Genomic DNA, 18013 nt, shown 5'->3' with positions numbered 1-18013 from the left:
TGCTATGAACCGGAAAACACCAAGGGAACGGGCATGCAGGCAGCAGTGGTTATTCTGGCAGCGGGACAGGGAACGCGGATGCGTTCGGACCTGCCCAAGGCATTGCACAAACTGGCCGGTGCGCCGCTTTTGATCCATGCGCTCAAGGCCGCTGACCGGATCGCGGCGGCCCGCACAATCGTTGTGACCGGCCACGGGGCTGAGGCCGTCGAAACCGCCGCCCTTTCGCATGATGAGGCCATTATCTGCGTACCGCAGACAGAACAGCTGGGCACCGGCCATGCCGTGCGGATGGCAAAGGACGCGCTGTCCGATTTCGACGGTCTGGCCATCGTCCTGTTCTGCGACACGCCCTTTATTCGCACCGAAACCCTGACCGAAATGGCCAGCGCCATCGAGGGCGGACAGGATGTGGTTTTTCTGGGTTTCGAGGCCGAAGACCCCGCCCGCTATGGCCGCATGATTGCGGATGGCGATCAGTTACATGCGATCGTCGAGGCCAAGGATGCCTCACCCGAAGAACTCGCCATAACCCTTTGTAACTCAGGCGTTGTTTGCGCATCATCTAAGGTTCTTTTCGATCTTGTCGACCAACTGGATAACATCAACGCACAGCAGGAATACTATCTGACCGCCATTGCTGAAATCGCGCAGCGTCAGGGCCTGAACTGCGGCGTTGTCACCTGTGATGAGGCCGAAACCCTCGGCGTCAATTCCCGCGCGGATCTGGCAACGGCTGAGGCGGTGTTTCAGGACAATGCCCGGCTGGATGCTTTGGAAAACGGCATCACGCTGACCGCACCCGAAACCGTCTTCTTCGCCCATGACACCGTGATCGGGCGCGATGTCACCATTGCCCCGAATGTCGTTTTTGGGCCCGAGGTCACCATCGAAGCCGGGGCCACCATCAACGCCTTTTGTCATCTTGAGGGCTGCCATATCAGCGAAGGCGCCACCATTGGCCCCTTTGCCCGGCTGCGCCCCGGGGCCGAGATTGGCGAGGACGCCCGGATCGGCAATTTCGTTGAGGTCAAGGCCGCGCAGATCGCCGAAGGGGCGAAGGTCAACCACCTGAGCTATATTGGCGATGCCAGCATCGGCACGGCGGCCAATATCGGTGCGGGCACGATCACCTGCAATTATGACGGTGTCTTCAAACACCGAACCGAGATCGGCGCGCGTGCTTTTGTCGGCTCCAACTCTGCCCTTGTGGCCCCGGTCAGGATCGGCGACGACGCGCTGATCGGCTCTGGCTCTGTCATTACCGGTGATGTGCCGGAGGGCGATCTGGCCCTCGGCCGCGCACGTCAACAGAACAAGGCCGGGCTGGGGGCAAAATTCATGGCCCGCCTGCGTGCGTTGAAAGCAAAAGGAAAAGGCTGATGTGTGGCATTGTCGGCATTCTCGGCCAGCACCAGGTCGCCCCGATCATCCTGGAATCGCTTAAACGGCTGGAATATCGCGGCTATGACAGCGCCGGGATCGCCACCCTGCATAAAGGGTCCCTGCATCGCCGCCGCGCCGTGGGTAAGCTGATTGCACTGTCTGACACGCTGGTGCGCGACCCGATCCGCGGCACTGCCGGGATCGGCCATACCCGCTGGGCCACCCATGGTGCCCCGAACGAGGTTAACGCCCATCCCCACAAGGCCGGACCTATCGCTGTGGTCCATAACGGGATCATCGAAAACTTCCGCGAATTGCGCGAAGAGCTGACCGCCAAGGGCTATAGCTTTGCCACCGAAACCGACACCGAAACCGTCGCCCAACTGACCGCCAGCGAACTGGCCAGCGGCAAATCCCCGACCGAGGCTGTAAAAGCCACGCTTGACCGGCTGGAGGGGGCCTTTGCCTTGTGCTTTCTGTTCGACGGGCAGGACGATCTGATGATCGCCGCGCGGCGCGGCTCTCCGCTGGCGATCGGCTATGGCGATGGAGAGATGTATGTCGGCTCGGACGCGCTGGCGCTGGCCCCCCTGACGCAAGAGATTTCCTATCTTGAGGAAGGCGACTGGGCCGTGCTTAGCCGGACAGACGTGCAGGTTTATGACGAAACCGGTCAGGCCGTCAGCCGCCCGAAAACAACGGTCCAGACCGAGAATGTCTATGCCGATAAGGGCAATTATAAACACTTCATGGCCAAAGAGATGCACGAGCAGCCCTCGGTCATTTCCTACGCCCTCAGCCACTACATCAGCGCTGACCGGCGCAGTGTCGCCCTGCGCGCCGGTGAGATTGATTTCACCCGCTTCGACCGCATTGTCATGGTCGCCTGCGGTACCGCCTATCTGGCCTGCCATGTGGCCAAATACTGGTTCGAACAACAGGCCCGCCTGCCCGTGGAAATCGAGGTCGCGTCAGAGTTCCGCTATCGCGAACCGCCGGTAAATGACCGCACCCTGGCGGTGTTCATTTCGCAGTCGGGTGAGACCGCGGATACCCTTGCAGCCTTGCGGTATTGCGCCGGGAAGGTGGGGCAGATTGTGTCGGTGATCAATGTGCCGACATCGACCATCGCGCGGGAAAGCGATCTGGCGCTGCCGATCTATGCCGGGCTGGAAATTGGCGTGGCCTCGACCAAGGCGTTTACCTGTCAGCTGATGGTTCTGGCCTCTCTGGCGATTATAGCGGCGCGTCAGACCGGTCATATGGATGCCGGGACCGAGGCTCGCATGATCAGCCATCTGGAACATATCCCTGCCGCGATCACCGAAGCGCTGGCGCTGGAAGACCAGATGCGCGCCCATTGTGCGGAACTGTCCAAGGCCGATGACATCCTGTTTCTGGGCCGTGGCTCGATGTATCCGCTGGCGCTGGAAGGCGCGCTGAAGCTTAAGGAAATCAGCTACATACATGCCGAGGGCTATGCCTCGGGCGAGTTGAAACATGGCCCCATCGCCCTGATCGACGAAAGCGTCCCGGTCATCGTCATGGCCCCCAGCGACGCCCTGTTCGACAAGAGCGTCAGCAACATGCAGGAGGTGATGGCGCGGTCCGGCAAGGTGCTGCTGATCTCGGACCAGCGTGGCCTTGAGGCGGCGTCTGACGGCACCTGGAAGACACTGCAGATGCCGCAGGTCGACCCGTTCGTCGCGCCGATCCTATACGCCCTGCCCGCCCAGATGCTGGCCTATCACACGGCGGTCTTCAAAGGCACCGATGTCGACCAGCCGCGCAATCTGGCGAAATCGGTGACGGTAGAGTAGCCCCCCGAAAGGGCCACCAAAACCGCCTGAAATCCTCTGCCAGCATGCGTATGGCAAGCGTATTGCGACTGAAACAGTCAGGAATTGGCGCAATCCGGCCCGCCTGACGGTCCTTTGCGCCGCCGACGAATGGTTACTTGGTTCGCTCGCTCATCATAGCTTGGCGACGACTTTGATCTCAAGAAGCAGATTAGGGTCCGCGAGATTGACGACCCCGACAGCGGTCCAGTTCGGGAACGGAGGCTTCGGAAAGGCAGCCTGTTTCGCGGTAGAAAAAGCATCGAGGTGATCATACATGCTCACGTGAAAAGTGGTGACGTCGACAACGTCATCAAAACCACATCCTGCTGCGCTTAGGACGTCACCCAAGTTTGTAAATGCCTGGTTGAACTGAGTGTCTGGATCAATGATCGCAGCCCCTGCCGCGTCGACACCAACTTGTCCGGATACAAAAAGAAACCCGCCACTTTTGACCGCCGCAGCGTAACCGTATGCTTCGTAGTTGGCTTGCTTGTCCTTAGGGAAAACCACATCTCTCATCTGAAGTTATTCCTATACAGTTGCATGGAAACAATATCTATGCGAGTGTATAGATAAAGTCAAATGGAATGAATGATGCCGCGCCCGAAATCCTATGATCGACAAGAAGCCGTCGCGAAAGCCTGTACCGCCTTCTGGCAGCATGGGTTCCAAGCCCTTGGCGTTCGAGAACTTGAACGGATTACCGGCATCAACCAATTCGCCATTCGATCAGAATTTGGAGGTAAGGAAGGGCTTTTTTTGGAAGCTCTGAACTACTACGGCGAAGCCGCGATCACGAATGAAATGGCATCCATGAAAGAAGGCGGCATTCCCGAAATCATCTCGTTCGTCGGTGGCCTTGTAACGCCAGGATCGATGACATCCAGTCAGTTCGGATGTCTTATGGTGAACACCGGAGTTGAGAACGCACGGATTCAGAGCCCGGCATTGGCAGAGGCAACTGGAACGTATTGGTCGGTGTTGAAAGATCACTTCTTGCAAGCTTTGGAAAATGAGGAAAGGATCCGAGGAAACCGGACCTCTATTTCATCTGATCAATTGGCCACCGCGCTCGTGTCTGCGGTGATGGGCATCCATGTACAGAACCGTATACATCAAGACCAAACGGCGGGGCGCGCCCTCGTCGATCTGATGTGCGATATGTTGCAGAATTGGAAGCCTCCACATGACAACTGACGTCCAATTGATCGAGGGATTCGACGGTTTGTATGTAGCCAGGTCGAATAAACTAAGTTGCACGATATTCCGCTTACGCAATGGTAGCCTTTGCCTATACAGCCCGGTGAACGGACTGGAAACAGCGCTTGCGCAGCGTCAAGAGGAATTGGGAAAAGTAACCGCGATATTGGCCCCCAACCCCTATCACAACAAGGGATTGATAGCCCATCTTGAGGCTTTCCCACATGCTTCGTTCTATTGCTCAGCTGCCGCTCAGCCACGTTTGAAGAAATTGACCGGACTGACGTTCGAAGTGCTTGATCAATTGCGGGAGAGGCTTCCTGAAAACGCAGATTTGCACGAACCTGATGGCCTTAAAACGGGGGAAGTCTGGTTGCAGGTGAAGTCTCCTGTGGATTGCACCCTAGCTGTGACCGACGCGTTCAGCTCGGTACACCACCCTACGGGAGGCTATGCGGATCGCGTGAACCTGTTGGGAACTTTTCCGCGTTATGGCGTGAAAGATGCAGGTTCTTACAAAACCTGGGCAATTGAGTTCTTGACCGCGACAGCACCGTCGGTCTTGTTACCTTGCCATGGCATCCCAGTGAAATCCGTCGATCTCATCGTGCAAATTATCGATCTGGTTGAAAAGGAGATTTGATGTCAGCTTTTCCGATGCAGCGTGTGCTAGCGCAGCAATCACTCGCTCTGGCAGAAAAGAAATTTTGGCGGCGCAGCGCGCTTCCTCAGACCAGCCATCCGAGCCAGTCAGAACGGGTCAAATTCAAACGGCCCATTCGACGCCGGCGTTCTCAACAATCGCGATGCGCACGAAGCCGCTTTGCGGCATTAACTTTAGCCATACTAAAAAATGTTGACAGCGATCCTTTGTGCATGCAATTTTTTATCTATGCTAAAAAATAATCCCCAATTGAATGACAATACTGCCTCCGATCTGGGAGCCGCATTGCGGGCAAGGCGCAAAGAACTGAAACTCACGATGCAAAGAGTGGCGGACGCTGCTGGCCTATCTGTCGGCTTCATCAGTCAGGTAGAGCGTGGGCTTACGGCCCCCTCTTTGGGGTCTCTTGCCTCGCTGGCAGCAGTTCTTGAAACTGAAATTACCAGCTTTCTAGAACAACCAAGTTCAGCGATTCAAACCACGCATGAAGCCAGTCGTTTGACTTATTCTGTCGCCGACGCGGACGTGTCATATGAGCGTCTGTCCACATCCTTTGCAGGTTCAAAGCTGCATTCCGTCATCGTGCACGAGGCCCCGGGGCACCGGATGGAGCCCATCAGCCACCATGGCGAAGAAATCTTCTATATAATTGATGGAGAAATTACGGTCGAGATCGAAGGTTCTACAGAAATCTTGAAAAAAGGCGCTTCGATTCACTTCGATAGTCGCCGCGTTCATTCGACTTGGAATCATAGCACATCAACTGCGTCTATTCTGTGGTGTGGCACCATGAATATCTTTGGTGATGCACCCGCCCCAATTCATAAAAAAGCCTCACCTCAAGAGGCCGCAACTTATCCAACCGGAGAAACAGAAAAATGATGAAAAATACTACTTTGATAGCGGCGCTTTGCACGGCGACGGCGCTTGCTGGTCCCGCGTTTGCTGAAACCGTATTGCGGCTTGATGAAGTGGCCGTTGGTGAACTTGATCCAGCTAAGGCATCCGATTATGCTGACAGCATTCTGATGTTCAACGTCTATGATACGCTTGTGCTGCCTGCGCAGGGCGGCCCCGGCCATACGCCACACCTTGCCGCAAGCTGGGAAGTTGATGGCGCAAAGTACACATTTAATTTGCGCGACGACGTGATGTTCCAATCCGGCAACAAACTGACAGCTGCCGACGTGGTTTACTCTGTTGAGCGGATGCAGGCATTGGGTTCTGGTCTGTCGTACCTTTTTGCTGGCGTCACCGCCGAGGCTGTTGACGACACAACCGTGACCCTGACGCTTGAAACGCCATATGCGCCGTTCATCGCGTCTTTGGTGCGTCTTCCAATCATCGACATGGAGTTGGTGAAAGCCAACTCTGATTCTGAGTGGGGCGAGGAATTCCTGACCGCAAATGGCGCGGGTACTGGTGCTTACTCCGTGATGTCACATAACCCGCAAGAAGAAACGGTTATGGTAAAATCAGACAGCTACTTCCTTGATGTCGCTGATGTTGCCCCCGACACGGTGCACCTGCGTTACGGTCTTGAACCAGCGACGGTCCGCACATTGATTGCCCAAGGCGAGCACGACATTGCCAGCCAGTGGTTGCCACCAGAGGTGATTCAGGCGCTTGCCAATGACGGCGCGCAATTGCTGACTGAAAGCGGTACAGGCGGGTACTACATCAAGATGAACACGCAAAAACCGCCGCTTGATAACATAAACTGCCGGTTGGCACTCAGTGCCGCATTTGATTACAGCACGGCGATCCAAATGATCGCGATCAACGATGATGTATCCGGCGGTAGCCCGTCAACGGGTGCAATCCCGGTTGGCATGTTTGGTGCAAACCCTGCCGACATGGCGTTGGCACAGGATCTTGATGCGGCAAAGGCCTACCTTGCCGATTGCCCCTACGACCCTGCTGAGATGAACATCGAAATCAGCTGGATCGCAGAAGTGCCGCTGGAAGAGCGTTTCGCGCTTTTGATACAGTCAAACTTCAGCGCCCTGGGCATCTCAAGCAGCATCACAAAACTGCCATGGGCCTTGTTTGTTGAACAGGTTTCTAAAGTCGAAAGCACGCCGCACATAAGCCAACTGTTCGTGAACGCCGTCACAGGTGATCCAGACACGCTGCTCTATGGGATGTATGACTCCTCCGCGCCGGGCACATGGCAGTCGCCAGAACACCTGAACGATGCCGAGGTTGATGCGGCTTTGGACGCGGGCCGCACAGCCACATCTGACGCGGATCGTGAGGCGGCCTATTCCGCATTGAACGCACGGCTGATGGCAATTGCGCCGACGATTTACGGCTTTGACCGTCAGTCCGTCTTTGCGGCTTCCAACCGTGTGCATGTTCCGGCACTCAGCGATCCGGCCATGGCGTTCGGTCTTGATGGCATGGGCTTCAGCTTCCGCCTGATGGAAATGACTGGCGAATAACTTTTCCTGAACTGGGGCGTAGGCACCGCTGTTTGCGCCTCGGTTTTCTATCCTAACGTTTGCCCACGCTAATTTTGGAAGCTCCACATGTCTGGAATTCTCCGCCTGCTGCTGAACCGGCTAGGCATCTCTCTCATTGTGCTTGTTGGCGTCTCGATGCTGATCTTCGCGATTGCACGGATCATCCCCGGTGATCCAGCCCGCATCGCCCTTGGCCCAAACGCCAATGCTGAGCAAATCGCGAGCTTGCGGGCAGAGATGCATTTGGACGCCTCCCTGCCTGTGCAATACGGGTATTTCGTAACTGACGTGCTGCGCGGCGATCTGGGCACGTCGCTTTATACCAACCGTCCGGTCACGCAAGACATTGCGCAGTTCCTGCCTGCGACGTTGGAATTGGTGGTCCTGGCGGGCTTCATCATGGTGGCTGTGGGTTTGCCTCTTGGCATTTTGGCCGCACGTTACAAAGGACGTTGGCCTGACCATCTGGTTCGGGTGATTGCCCTGCTGGCTGTATCGGCTCCGGGGTTTGTATGGGCGGTGATCCTGATGTTGCTGTTTGCATACTATTTGCCGCTATTCCCCATCGCAGGGCGCATATCCGACATCTACGGCATTGAACGCACCACAGGTTTTCTGACAATCGACACGCTTTTGGCGGGTAATTGGGCCGCCTTTGGAAGTGCGGTGCATCACCTTATCCTGCCCGCTATTGCGCTGTCCCTGTCCGGCATCGGTCAGGCAGCGCGCCTCACCCGCGCCAACATGGTCGAGACCTACGATAAGCCTTACATCGAAATGGCGCAGGCCTACGGCTTTTTTCCATCCCGTATCGCTCGCAGCTACGTGCTCAAACCATCACTGATCCCATCGTTGACCATCATCGGTCTCGATTTTGCAGCCATGTTGGGCAACGCGTTTCTAATCGAGGCGGTCTTTGCATGGCCCGGACTGTCCCGCTACGGGGTCGCTGTGATCCTGCGCAAAGACCTGAATGCGATCATGGGCACGGTCCTGATCATTGCCATCACATTTTTGATCGTGAACATCATCGTCGATTTGATGATCGCCTTTTTGAACCCGCGCATCCGCTACTCCACGCGAGGTGCATCATGATCCGTACGCTTCGCATTCTGGCAGCTAACCCGCTCAGCCTTCTGGGCTTGATCCTTGTGTGTCTTATCACGCTGGCCGCAATTTTCGCGCCATGGATTGTACCCTTCCCGACGCACAACGGTGCTGTCGTGGATTTTCTCAACAACAATCGTCCGCCGTCTGCCCGCAATTGGATGGGAACGGATCTGGTCGGGCGCGATATCTTTAGCCGCATCCTGTTTGCCTACCAAATCAGCCTGACACTCGGCATTGTGGTCCTCGCAATCGCGGTCCCTATCGGCACCACGATCGGCCTTTTGGCGGGCTACATTGGCGGCTGGCTCGAGATGATCCTGATGCGCCTTGTCGATGTGTTCTTATCGATCCCACCACTGGTTTTAGCGATCGCGATGATGGGCGTATTGGAACCAACATTGACCAACGCCATGCTTGCCGTCACTGCGATGTGGTGGCCGTGGTATGCTCGGTTGGTCTATTCCATCGCACGCGGCGAGCGCGAAGAAGGTTATGTGCTGGCCGCCGAGGTTATAGGCGCAGGCGCGGGCCACATCGCATTCCGCGAAATCCTGCCTAATTGCCTCCCGGCGATTATCACCAAAATGACGCTCGACATGGGCTTTGTGATCATCATCGCCTCGTCCCTGTCATTCCTCGGGCTTGGCGTGCAGCCCCCGACCGCTGACCTTGGGTCGATGGTCGCCGAAGGTGCGCGGTATCTGCCCGATAGCTGGTGGCTGACGGTCTTTCCCGGCCTCGCCATTCTGGTCGCCGTGTTTGGCTTTAACCTACTGGGCGATGGCTTGCGGGATGTGTTGGGAGTAGATGAATGAGCCTTTTGCATATCAAAGACCTGCACCTGGGGTTCAAAACCCTGAGCGGGCAAATTGACGTCCTGCACGGCATCGACCTTGATATCGCCGCGGGTGAAAAAGTGGCGCTCGTCGGTGAAAGTGGATCCGGCAAATCCGTCACCGCGCGCATCGTTTTGGGCTTGTTGCAAGAGACGCGGAAGGCACGCATTAATGGCACAGTTCAATTCGATGGCCAGGATATTAACGCCATGTCTGCGCGCGACCGCGCAGGTTTGCGCGGCACAGAAATGTCGATGATCTTTCAAGACCCGACATCGTCACTGAATCCGATGTTCACTATCGGCAATCAGTTCACTGAGGTCTTGCGCCGTCGTGCCCCCAAACTGTCCAAAACGGACAGCCAGGCCCGTGCGGCAACCTTGCTCGACGAGGTTGCGATCTCCGATCCGGCAAGGGTGTTAGGGGCTTATCCGTTTCAACTGTCAGGTGGGATGAACCAACGGGTGATGATCGCCATGGCGCTCGCGAACAAACCAAAATTGCTTTTGGCGGACGAGCCGGGGACAGCGCTGGACGTGTCTGTCCAAGCCCAGACTTTGACGCTGATGCGCGACTTGGTTGAACAAAACAGAACGTCCGTGCTGTTCATTTCGCATAACCTTGGAATCGTGCGTGAATTCGCAGACCGCGTCTATGTCATCTATCGTGGCAACATAGTTGAAGACGGCCCAACGGACGCGCTATTTGCCAACCCGCAACATGCCTACACCCGCGCATTGATGTCTGCTGTGCCTCGCATCACGGGTGCTGGATTGCCAGAAGTGCCAGAGGTCAGCGATGATTTCCTCGCTCCCCGTTTCAGCCACGGAGGTGCGTTATGACACTTCTGGCACTTAATGGATTAACCAAAACATTTGAAACGTCAGTTGGCCCTGTTCATGCGGTAAGCGATGTGACGCTGGATGTGAAAGCAGGCGAATGCCTCGCTATTGTCGGCGAAAGCGGGTCTGGCAAAACCACAATTGCGAACATGATCCTTGGGATATTGCCGGCGACATCCGGCGAGATTGCGTTTGATGGGCAGCCCTTGTCCGCCAAACGCAGCGGCGAACAACGCCGCCGCATTCAACTTGTTCAACAAAACCCCCTGTCATCGCTCAATCCCAAACGGTCCATTGGAGCATCGGTTCGCTTGGGGCTGGACGTCTACGATATTGGTGGGAAATCCGGGCGGTGGGCGGCGGTCGAGGCTGCTTTAGACGCCGTTGGCCTTCCCGGAGATATGCGCACCCGCGCCCCTGCCTCGTTATCGGGTGGGCAACGTCAGCGGGTCAGCATCGCCCGCGCACTTGCCTGCGATCCTCGCTTGCTGGTGCTGGATGAACCCACTTCAGCGCTGGACGTACTCGTGCAAGCTCGTGTCCTGCGCTTGCTCAACGATTTACGCGCAGAACATGGGTTGACCTATATCTTCATCACCCATGATCTGGCCGTTGTCCGCAACATTGCAGATCGCGTTGCAGTCTTCCAGTCCGGCCAGTTGGTCGAACTTGGCGAAACTGCGCAAATATTCTCGGCCCCTACGACCGCTTATACCCGCCAACTGATTGGCGCTGTGCCAGTCGTTGATGCGGCAGAACTTAATCTCAGAAACAAACTTGCGGAGGGTGTATGACCGATTTCAACGAAGCCATGGCATCGACAGATCAACCGATGGCCACTTTCAAAGCGCTCGAAGCACTTGTCGATAAGACCATCGGCGTAAAGCTGTTCACCCTCATGGGAATTGACAGTGAACGCGGGGTCGCGCGACGCAATTACTCCAACATGCCCGACGCCTACGCCACCAGCGGTGAGAAACCGATCGAAAACAATCCTTGGACCGAGCAGGTGCAAGGCCGACAAGAGACATTCGTGGCAAACTCCATCGAAGAGATCGCGGCTGTGTTCCCCGATCATGAATTGATTAAATCACTGGGTTGCGAAAGCTGTCTGAATCTACCGATTGTCGTGAACGGCAGCGTCATCGGGACGCTTAATTGCTTGCACAACGCGGGCCATTTCACACCTGAACGCGTGGCAAAGGCCGAACGCTTGAAGCAACCCGGCGCATTGGCATTCCTACTCAATGACTACCTGAACAAAGGTGCAAATTGATATGTCCATAACCAAACGCATTGCCACAGACGTCGGCGGCACCTTCACTGACCTTGTCGCCATTGAAACCGGCCCAGAGGGCATGAAAATCACCACGGCCAAATCCGACACGACGCCGCCCAACTTCGAAGCCGGTGTGCAGAATGTCATGGCCAAGGGCGGCATTGATCCCAAAGACGTGGATTTTATGGTGCACGGCACCACGGTCGTTATTAACGCGCTCACCGAGCGCAAGGGCGTCGCCGTCGGCCTGATCACCACCGAAGGGTTCCGTGATACGCTGGAAATTGCGCGCGGCAACCGCCCCGATTTCTTCAACCTGCACTACGAAAAACCCGAACCGTTTGTGCCGCGCTATCTGCGGGCTGAGGTTCCCGGTCGCATGACCTATCTGGGCGCTGAACGCATTCCGCTTGATTTGTCTGGGGTGTCTGACATCGTCGATCATTTCCGGGCCGAGGGCGTGCAAGCGGTGGCGATTTCATTGCTTCATTCCTATGCGAATACTGCCCATGAGGAGGCGGTTCTGGCAGAAGTTCGGCGCCTCTGGCCCGGTGTTTCGGTTGTCGCCAGTCACCAGATCACCCGCGAATGGCGCGAATATGAGCGATCCAATACCGCCGTTCTGTCCGCCTACGTACAACCTGTTGCAGCGCGTTATCTGGGCAATCTTGACGAAAGTCTACGTAAAGAAGGCCTGCCGCAAAGCCCCTACATCATGCAATCAAATTGCGGTGTAGACAGCCTTGCTGCGACATCCGTCGTACCGATCACGATGGTCGAAAGCGGCCCTGCATCTGGGTTTTGGGGGGCTGCCGAACTCGGACAGCTGATCGGCGAGCCGGACATCCTCGCGCTCGACATCGGTGGGACCACTGCGAAGTGTTCGCTGATCGAAGGTGGCGAAGTCCGCATCATGACCGACTACTGGATCGAACGCTCGCGCAAGTCAGCGGGCTATCCGATTATGGTACCAGTCGTTGATCTGGTTGAAATCGGCAATGGCGGCGGGTCAATCGCTTGGGTCGATGATTTCGGCAAGTTGCATGTCGGTCCGCAATCAGCGGGCGCCTTGCCGGGCCCTGCGGCTTACGGCAAGGGTGGCACGGATGCGACGACGACAGATGCCAACCTTTGGCTTGGTCGGATTAACAAAGACTACTTTTGCGGTGGTGCGATCACTGCAGATATGGCTGGCGCGGGTGATGCACTGAAAGCGATTGGTGACAAGCTGGGCGTAACCACGGATGAGGCCGCCCAAGGCATTGTACGCATCGCGAACAACAACATGGTCAATGCGCTGAAACTTGTGTCGCTGAACCGTGGCCACGATACGCGCGATTTCACCTTGCTGGCATTCGGCGGCGGCGGTGCGATGCACGCTGTTGCATTGGGTCAGGAATTGCAGGTCAAAAAGGTCGTCGTACCAGCCGCCGCATCCGTGTTTTCTGCATGGGGTATGATGATGTCAGACCTGCGTCGTGATTACTTTGTAACGCAGCTTGCGGACTTGTCCAAAGGCTCTGCTGTCGGGATCGAAGCGGTCTTTTCAAAGGCCGAAGACGAGGCCCGTGCGACGTTCAAGGCGGAAGGTGTTGACCCCGCCAAGCTTACATTCCTGCGCTATGGTAAGTTCCGCTATCAGAACCAGGAACACACCACCGAAGTTCTGCTGGACGGCACCGTCACCGATGGCACACTGGCAAAAATAGCAGACGATTTCCATAGTGCGTATGAGCGTGAATACACGTATCGCCTCGATGCGCCTGTCGAAATGGTCGGTATCCACCTTGTCGCCCGCGCTGAAGTGGGCAAGTTGGAGATGATCCCAGCCCCATTGGGCGGCACAGACGCAAGCGGGGCCGTCAAAGGCACACGTGACGTCGACTACGCGCTTGAAGGCAAACACAGCGCCACAATCTACGACGGTGAAAAGCTGCGTGCAGGTATGGCGTTCAATGGACCTGCGATCATCGAAGACCCCGGAACAACGGTTGTAATCCACCCGACCAACGCCGTCTCCATCGATGCCTATGGCAACATTCATATTCTATTGGAGGGTCAATCATGAGCGATCCAATCACACTCGAGATCATCCAGAATTCTCTTCAGGCCACCTCAGACGAAATGTTCGCCGCGATGCGCAAAACCGCAATGTCGTCGATCATTTATGAAGTGCTGGACATGGGCACCGGGATTACCGATGCGCAAGGGCGGATCGCGTCCTCTGGTGCAGGTATTCCTGCGTTCATCGGTGTCTTGGACAAATCTGTACAGTTCATCCTGTCCAAGTTCGGCGATGATATCCGGCCAAATGATGTTTTCATCACCAATGACCCATGGCACGGCGGCGTAACCCACTTGAATGATCTGGTGCTCGCAATGCCCGTCTTTTCCGGTGGCGCGATTATCGCATGGACGGCCAATATCGCGCATAATTCTGATGTCGGCGGCATGGCTCCGGGATCCCTATCAGGGGACGCCACCGAGATTTTCCAGGAAGGGCTGCGCTTGCCTGCGGTCAAATTGATCCGCGAAGGTGTGACAGACCAAGCCGTGATGGACATTATAACCTGCAACAGCCGGATGCCCGATTTTCTGTTGGGTGATGTTTGGGCGGCAATTGCCGCGGTGCGAATTGGGGCAAAACGCCTCGAAGACTTGGCGGCGAAATACACGCCAGCCACGTTCAAGACGGCAATGGACAGCTTCATGGACTTTGGTGAAAAGACTGCTCTGGCCGAACTTGCCAAGCTACCCAAAGGCACGTTTGAGCTGTCAGAACCTCAAGATGATGGCCGTATCTACAACGTCAAAGTCACCATCACAGACGACGAATTTATCGTCGACCTGCGGGACAATCCGCCCCAAGACAAGGGCTGCACCAACACCAGCCGCGATGGGACAATCGTGTGTGCGCAGATGTTGTTTAAGTCGGTTACTGACCCTGAAACGCCCGCCAATGAAGGATCATTCAGGCCGCTGAAAGTCCTGACGACAGAAGGCACCGTCTTTCACGCTCAGGAACCCGCAGCCATCGGGTTCTATTTTGAAACCGAAGTACGGGTCTATGACTTGATCTGGCGTTGCTTGGCACCGCATGTGCCCGAACGTCTGCCAGCGGGGCATTTCAGCTCGATCTGCGGTACGTTTGTGGGCGGCACCCACCCCGATACGGGCCGCCAATACACCATCATTGAGCCGCAAATCGGTGGCTGGGGTGCATGGGGAGGCCGCGACGGCAATCCCTGCATCTTTTCGGGCTTCCACGGCGAGACCTACAACACGCCCGCCGAAATTTCCGAGGCGCGCAATGGCTTGTATATCGACAAGATGGCGCTGAACACCGCCCCCGGCGGTGAAGGCGAATACAACGGCGGGCGTGGGTTGGTTCTTGAATACCGCATTCGAACGCAAAGCGGTTTTCTGACGGCGGGCTATACCCGTTCTGTTGTTAAGCCATGGCCATTGGATGGTGGCGAGGAAGGTTCTGGCAATTTTATCGAGGTCGATAAGATAACTGGCAAGACCGAACACTACGCCTTTGTCTCGGGCCTTGATCTGACGACAGATGACGTTGTCCGCGTGATCACGTCATCAGGTGCGGGCTTTGGCGATCCAAGAAAACGCAACCCCGGATCGGTGGCGATGGACATCAAGAACGGTTTTCTGACGGCCGAACGTGCCCGCGAAGTTCACGGATATGAGGAGACCACAGAATGAGCCGCATAAATCACCTCCGCCAGACCATGGCCGAACACGGCGTTGATCTTGTCGCATTGGGGCCAAACGCGCATCTTACTTGGCTGCTTGATGTTCGTCCGCACGGCGATGAACGCCCCTTGTTGCTGTGTGTCACACAGACCTACGCGGGCTTTTTGATGCCCTCGCTTGAGGCAGAAAGTGCGCGGCCACAAACCGATTTACCGTTCCATACCTGGAGCGATGCAGACGGGCCCGACGCCGCCTTTGCGGAACTGCTACAAGCGTCCGGCGCGACAACTGCCAAGAGCATCGTGTTGGACGAAACCATGCGTGCCGATTTCGCGGGGCTGGTGCAAGATGCCTTGCCCAATGCCAAACGCCAGTTCACACAGACTACTGTCGATGCCCTGCGCATGCGCAAAGATACCGATGAATATGGTAAACTGAAACGCAACGCCGTGTCCGCCGACACCGCAATGAAGGCTGCCTGGTCCGTTATGAAAACCGGCATGTCCGAGCTGCAAGTTGCGGATGTCATACGTGACAGTTTCGCGTCCCAGGACGTAAAGCCGCTGTTTACGATCATCGGCGCGGGCAGCAACGGTGCCTTCCCCCACCACCACACAGGTAAGACGATCCTGAAAGATGGCGATGCGGTGGTGATGGATATCGGCGGTGGCAAAGACGGCTATTCCAGCGATATGACCCGCATGGCTGTAATGGGCACACCACCCGATGGCTACGCTGAGGTACATGCCATCGTCGAGGCCGCCGTCCAAGCCGCAATGGCCGCCGCCAAACCCGGCGTGAAGGCACATGTGGTCGATGATGCGGCGCGGGGCGTCATCACAGAAGCGGGCTATGGTGATTATTTTGTGCATCGCACGGGGCATGGGATGGGTGTCGAAATTCATGAGACACCCTACATCACTGCCGCGTCTCAGACGGTCCTTGAGGAAGGTATGGTGTTCTCAATCGAGCCCGGCATATATCTGCCCGGACGCTTTGGTATCCGCCTTGAGGACATCGTGATCTTGCGCGCCGATGGCCCGGAAATCCTCTCGGACCTTCCACGCGATCTGAAAATCATCAATGGCTGATCGGTTTACCCTCGACGTTATTTCGCAGGTGCTGGATGCAGCTGCGGTTGAGATGTTCGAGGTGTTGCGCAAGACCGCGATGAGCCCGATTATCTACGAAGTTCTTGATGTCGGCACCGGCGTCCTTGACACGGACGGTGAACTGGTCAGCTCAGGTGCCGGCATCCCGTCATTCATCGGAGTCTTGGACAAGTCAGTTAAGGCCATCATCGCGAAATTGGGCGATACGATTGTCGAGGGCGATGTCTATCTTACCAACAATCCCAATTATGGCGGTGTGACGCATCTGAATGATATTGTGGTCGCACAGCCTGTCTTTTGGCAAGGGGTGCGTGTCGCCTGGGTCGCCTCTATCGCGCATTGGGGCGACATTGGCGGGCGCACGCCCGGATCGATGTCGACCAAAACAACCGAGATCATCGCCGAAGGTTTGCGCCTGCCCATCGTACGTCTGTTTGAGGCTGGTCTACGCAACGAAGCCGTGGGCGATATCATCGCCACGAACAGCCGCCTGCCAGATTTTGTGCGTGGCGATCTTTGGGCGCAAGTTTCTGCCGGACGCCGCGCGGCCAAGACCATTGGGCAGCTTTGTGAACGGCACGGGGCGGGTCCTTTGAATGCGGCAATTGTGGCGGCCCGTACCAACGGGGCTCGGCGCGCAAAAGCGGGGCTTCAGGCATTGCCATCGGGTCACGTTGAAGAACAGGATGATGGCACCTTTTGAAAGGCCGCGGTCACAATATCAGATGACCGGATGACCATCGACTTGAGGGATGCACCTCCAGAGTCCGAGAGCCCTTACAACCTTATCAGGCTATGGTGTCAGTTTTATGAGTCCACTGCCTAGAGGCCATGGACGATATCGAGTATAAATTCCGAAAGGCTCAGGCCGTGTTTGATCTGACCTGGTTTTTGCGGGCGGTTGAGGATGACAGGCTGACGGACAACCGGAACCATGCCCAAGTCGAGCACCAGTTGTCGCGTCTCATCGCCCTCATAGGCCCGGTCCATGAGCAGGGGCACACCTTTGATCGGCGCCTCCCAATCGGTCAGCAGGGCGCGGCCCTCGGGCGCATCATGCGCATTGCCGCCCGAAAGGCTGAATGTCAGGTGTGGTTTCAACTGATCGCCGCAACACAGGCTTCAAATTTCTCCGCTGGGGTTTGGTATTGCAAGGTTTCCCAATCGCCTGCGGGCCGTTTTTTTGGGCGCGCCGGTGCCGTCCGTTGCCCGGCAGGTGATTGCAAAGCAATCACTGAGAGGGAGGGTGGACCTTGACGCTGGTGCTGTCGAGGCCCAGGCAATCGACAGATACGCGGATCATGTGATGCTCTTGCAGCGCATCAAACAGCCGGTCCAACACGCCCGCGTCCGCCCAGCGGCGCATCCGCATGTAAACCGTGTGCCACTTGCCGAACCGCGGCGGCAAAGCCCGCCATTTGCAGCCGTTCTCGGCGACAAAGAGGATCGCTTTAGGGTCTGTGGACATTCATCGTGAGTTTATGATGGCTGCGCACAGGTTGATCATCGCGGCATAGGAGGCATCCGTTTTCTCTGCCCTCATTGCGATGCGTTTGAATTCCTTCAA

General features: G+C 56.5%; 17 protein-coding genes and 1 pseudogene. 16 read left to right on the top strand and 2 right to left on the bottom strand.

What is annotated here, in order from left to right:
* Positions 1–33: 33 nt before the first annotated feature.
* Together glmU and glmS are read left to right on the top strand one after the other, a co-directional pair.
* Entirely contained in the window at positions 34–1383 is a 1350-nt protein-coding gene (gene glmU, locus ACW9UQ_RS11785; RefSeq protein WP_458931233.1) for a bifunctional UDP-N-acetylglucosamine diphosphorylase/glucosamine-1-phosphate N-acetyltransferase GlmU, read from the top strand.
* Positions 1383–3206 carry a glutamine--fructose-6-phosphate transaminase (isomerizing) gene (gene glmS, locus ACW9UQ_RS11780; RefSeq protein WP_458931215.1) on the top strand — a complete coding sequence of 608 codons (1824 nt, stop codon included), beginning with the start codon at positions 1383–1385 and terminating at the stop codon, positions 3204–3206. The genes glmU and glmS overlap by 1 nt, the downstream gene beginning before the upstream one ends.
* A 153-nt stretch (positions 3207–3359) precedes the next feature.
* On the opposite strand, the gene ACW9UQ_RS11775 is transcribed toward glmS, so the two are convergent.
* Entirely contained in the window at positions 3360–3746 is a 387-nt protein-coding gene (locus ACW9UQ_RS11775) for a RidA family protein (RefSeq protein WP_458931214.1), read from the bottom strand.
* Between the two features lie 75 nt (positions 3747–3821).
* Between ACW9UQ_RS11775 and ACW9UQ_RS11770 the strand changes: the two genes are divergently transcribed.
* The 14 genes from ACW9UQ_RS11770 to ACW9UQ_RS11705 all read left to right on the top strand — a co-directional run bounded on the left by ACW9UQ_RS11770 (position 3822) and on the right by ACW9UQ_RS11705 (position 17149).
* Positions 3822–4424 carry a TetR/AcrR family transcriptional regulator gene (locus ACW9UQ_RS11770; protein ID WP_458931213.1) on the top strand — a complete coding sequence of 201 codons (603 nt, stop codon included), beginning with the start codon at positions 3822–3824 and terminating at the stop codon, positions 4422–4424.
* Positions 4414–5070 (top strand): hypothetical protein, encoded by a 657-nt coding sequence (locus ACW9UQ_RS11765; RefSeq protein ID WP_458931212.1) that lies wholly within the window; start codon positions 4414–4416, stop codon positions 5068–5070. The genes ACW9UQ_RS11770 and ACW9UQ_RS11765 overlap by 11 nt, the downstream gene beginning before the upstream one ends.
* On the top strand, positions 5070–5333 hold the full coding sequence (locus ACW9UQ_RS11760; protein WP_458931211.1) for a hypothetical protein: 264 nt from the start codon (positions 5070–5072) through the stop codon (positions 5331–5333). Before ACW9UQ_RS11765 ends, ACW9UQ_RS11760 begins: the two co-directional genes overlap by 1 nt.
* Positions 5320–5973, top strand: a complete 654-nt coding sequence (locus ACW9UQ_RS11755; RefSeq protein WP_458931210.1) for a helix-turn-helix domain-containing protein — start codon at positions 5320–5322, stop codon at positions 5971–5973. The genes ACW9UQ_RS11760 and ACW9UQ_RS11755 overlap by 14 nt, the downstream gene beginning before the upstream one ends.
* Positions 5973–7535 carry an ABC transporter substrate-binding protein gene (locus tag ACW9UQ_RS11750; protein WP_458931209.1) on the top strand — a complete coding sequence of 521 codons (1563 nt, stop codon included), beginning with the start codon at positions 5973–5975 and terminating at the stop codon, positions 7533–7535. Before ACW9UQ_RS11755 ends, ACW9UQ_RS11750 begins: the two co-directional genes overlap by 1 nt.
* 87 nt (positions 7536–7622) lie before the next feature.
* Positions 7623–8651 carry an ABC transporter permease gene (locus tag ACW9UQ_RS11745; RefSeq protein ID WP_458931208.1) on the top strand — a complete coding sequence of 343 codons (1029 nt, stop codon included), beginning with the start codon at positions 7623–7625 and terminating at the stop codon, positions 8649–8651.
* Entirely contained in the window at positions 8648–9481 is an 834-nt protein-coding gene (locus ACW9UQ_RS11740; protein ID WP_458931207.1) for an ABC transporter permease, read from the top strand. The genes ACW9UQ_RS11745 and ACW9UQ_RS11740 overlap by 4 nt, the downstream gene beginning before the upstream one ends.
* On the top strand, positions 9478–10344 hold the full coding sequence (locus ACW9UQ_RS11735; RefSeq protein WP_458931206.1) for an ABC transporter ATP-binding protein: 867 nt from the start codon (positions 9478–9480) through the stop codon (positions 10342–10344). Before ACW9UQ_RS11740 ends, ACW9UQ_RS11735 begins: the two co-directional genes overlap by 4 nt.
* Complete coding sequence (locus ACW9UQ_RS11730) at positions 10341–11138, top strand: ABC transporter ATP-binding protein (RefSeq protein WP_458931205.1); 798 nt, start codon at positions 10341–10343, stop codon at positions 11136–11138. The genes ACW9UQ_RS11735 and ACW9UQ_RS11730 overlap by 4 nt, the downstream gene beginning before the upstream one ends.
* Positions 11135–11620 (top strand): GAF domain-containing protein, encoded by a 486-nt coding sequence (locus tag ACW9UQ_RS11725; RefSeq protein WP_458931204.1) that lies wholly within the window; start codon positions 11135–11137, stop codon positions 11618–11620. Before ACW9UQ_RS11730 ends, ACW9UQ_RS11725 begins: the two co-directional genes overlap by 4 nt.
* A 1-nt stretch (position 11621) precedes the next feature.
* Entirely contained in the window at positions 11622–13691 is a 2070-nt protein-coding gene (locus ACW9UQ_RS11720) for a hydantoinase/oxoprolinase family protein (protein ID WP_458931203.1), read from the top strand.
* The gene (locus ACW9UQ_RS11715) at positions 13688–15343 is read left to right on the top strand and encodes a hydantoinase B/oxoprolinase family protein (RefSeq protein ID WP_458931202.1); all 1656 of its coding nucleotides are present in this window, start codon (positions 13688–13690) and stop codon (positions 15341–15343) included. The genes ACW9UQ_RS11720 and ACW9UQ_RS11715 overlap by 4 nt, the downstream gene beginning before the upstream one ends.
* On the top strand, positions 15340–16425 hold the full coding sequence (locus ACW9UQ_RS11710) for a M24 family metallopeptidase (RefSeq protein ID WP_458931201.1): 1086 nt from the start codon (positions 15340–15342) through the stop codon (positions 16423–16425). The genes ACW9UQ_RS11715 and ACW9UQ_RS11710 overlap by 4 nt, the downstream gene beginning before the upstream one ends.
* Positions 16418–17149 carry a hydantoinase B/oxoprolinase family protein gene (locus ACW9UQ_RS11705; RefSeq protein ID WP_458931200.1) on the top strand — a complete coding sequence of 244 codons (732 nt, stop codon included), beginning with the start codon at positions 16418–16420 and terminating at the stop codon, positions 17147–17149. The genes ACW9UQ_RS11710 and ACW9UQ_RS11705 overlap by 8 nt, the downstream gene beginning before the upstream one ends.
* A 218-nt stretch (positions 17150–17367) precedes the next feature.
* Here the strand turns inward: ACW9UQ_RS11705 and ACW9UQ_RS11700 are convergent.
* A pseudogene (locus tag ACW9UQ_RS11700) lies at positions 17368–17896 on the bottom strand (transposase); the annotation flags it as partial.
* Positions 17897–18013: the final 117 nt, after the last annotated feature.

Source organism: Halovulum sp. GXIMD14793, assembly GCF_054457435.1.
This window is presented reverse-complemented; position numbering and strand designations above follow the sequence as displayed.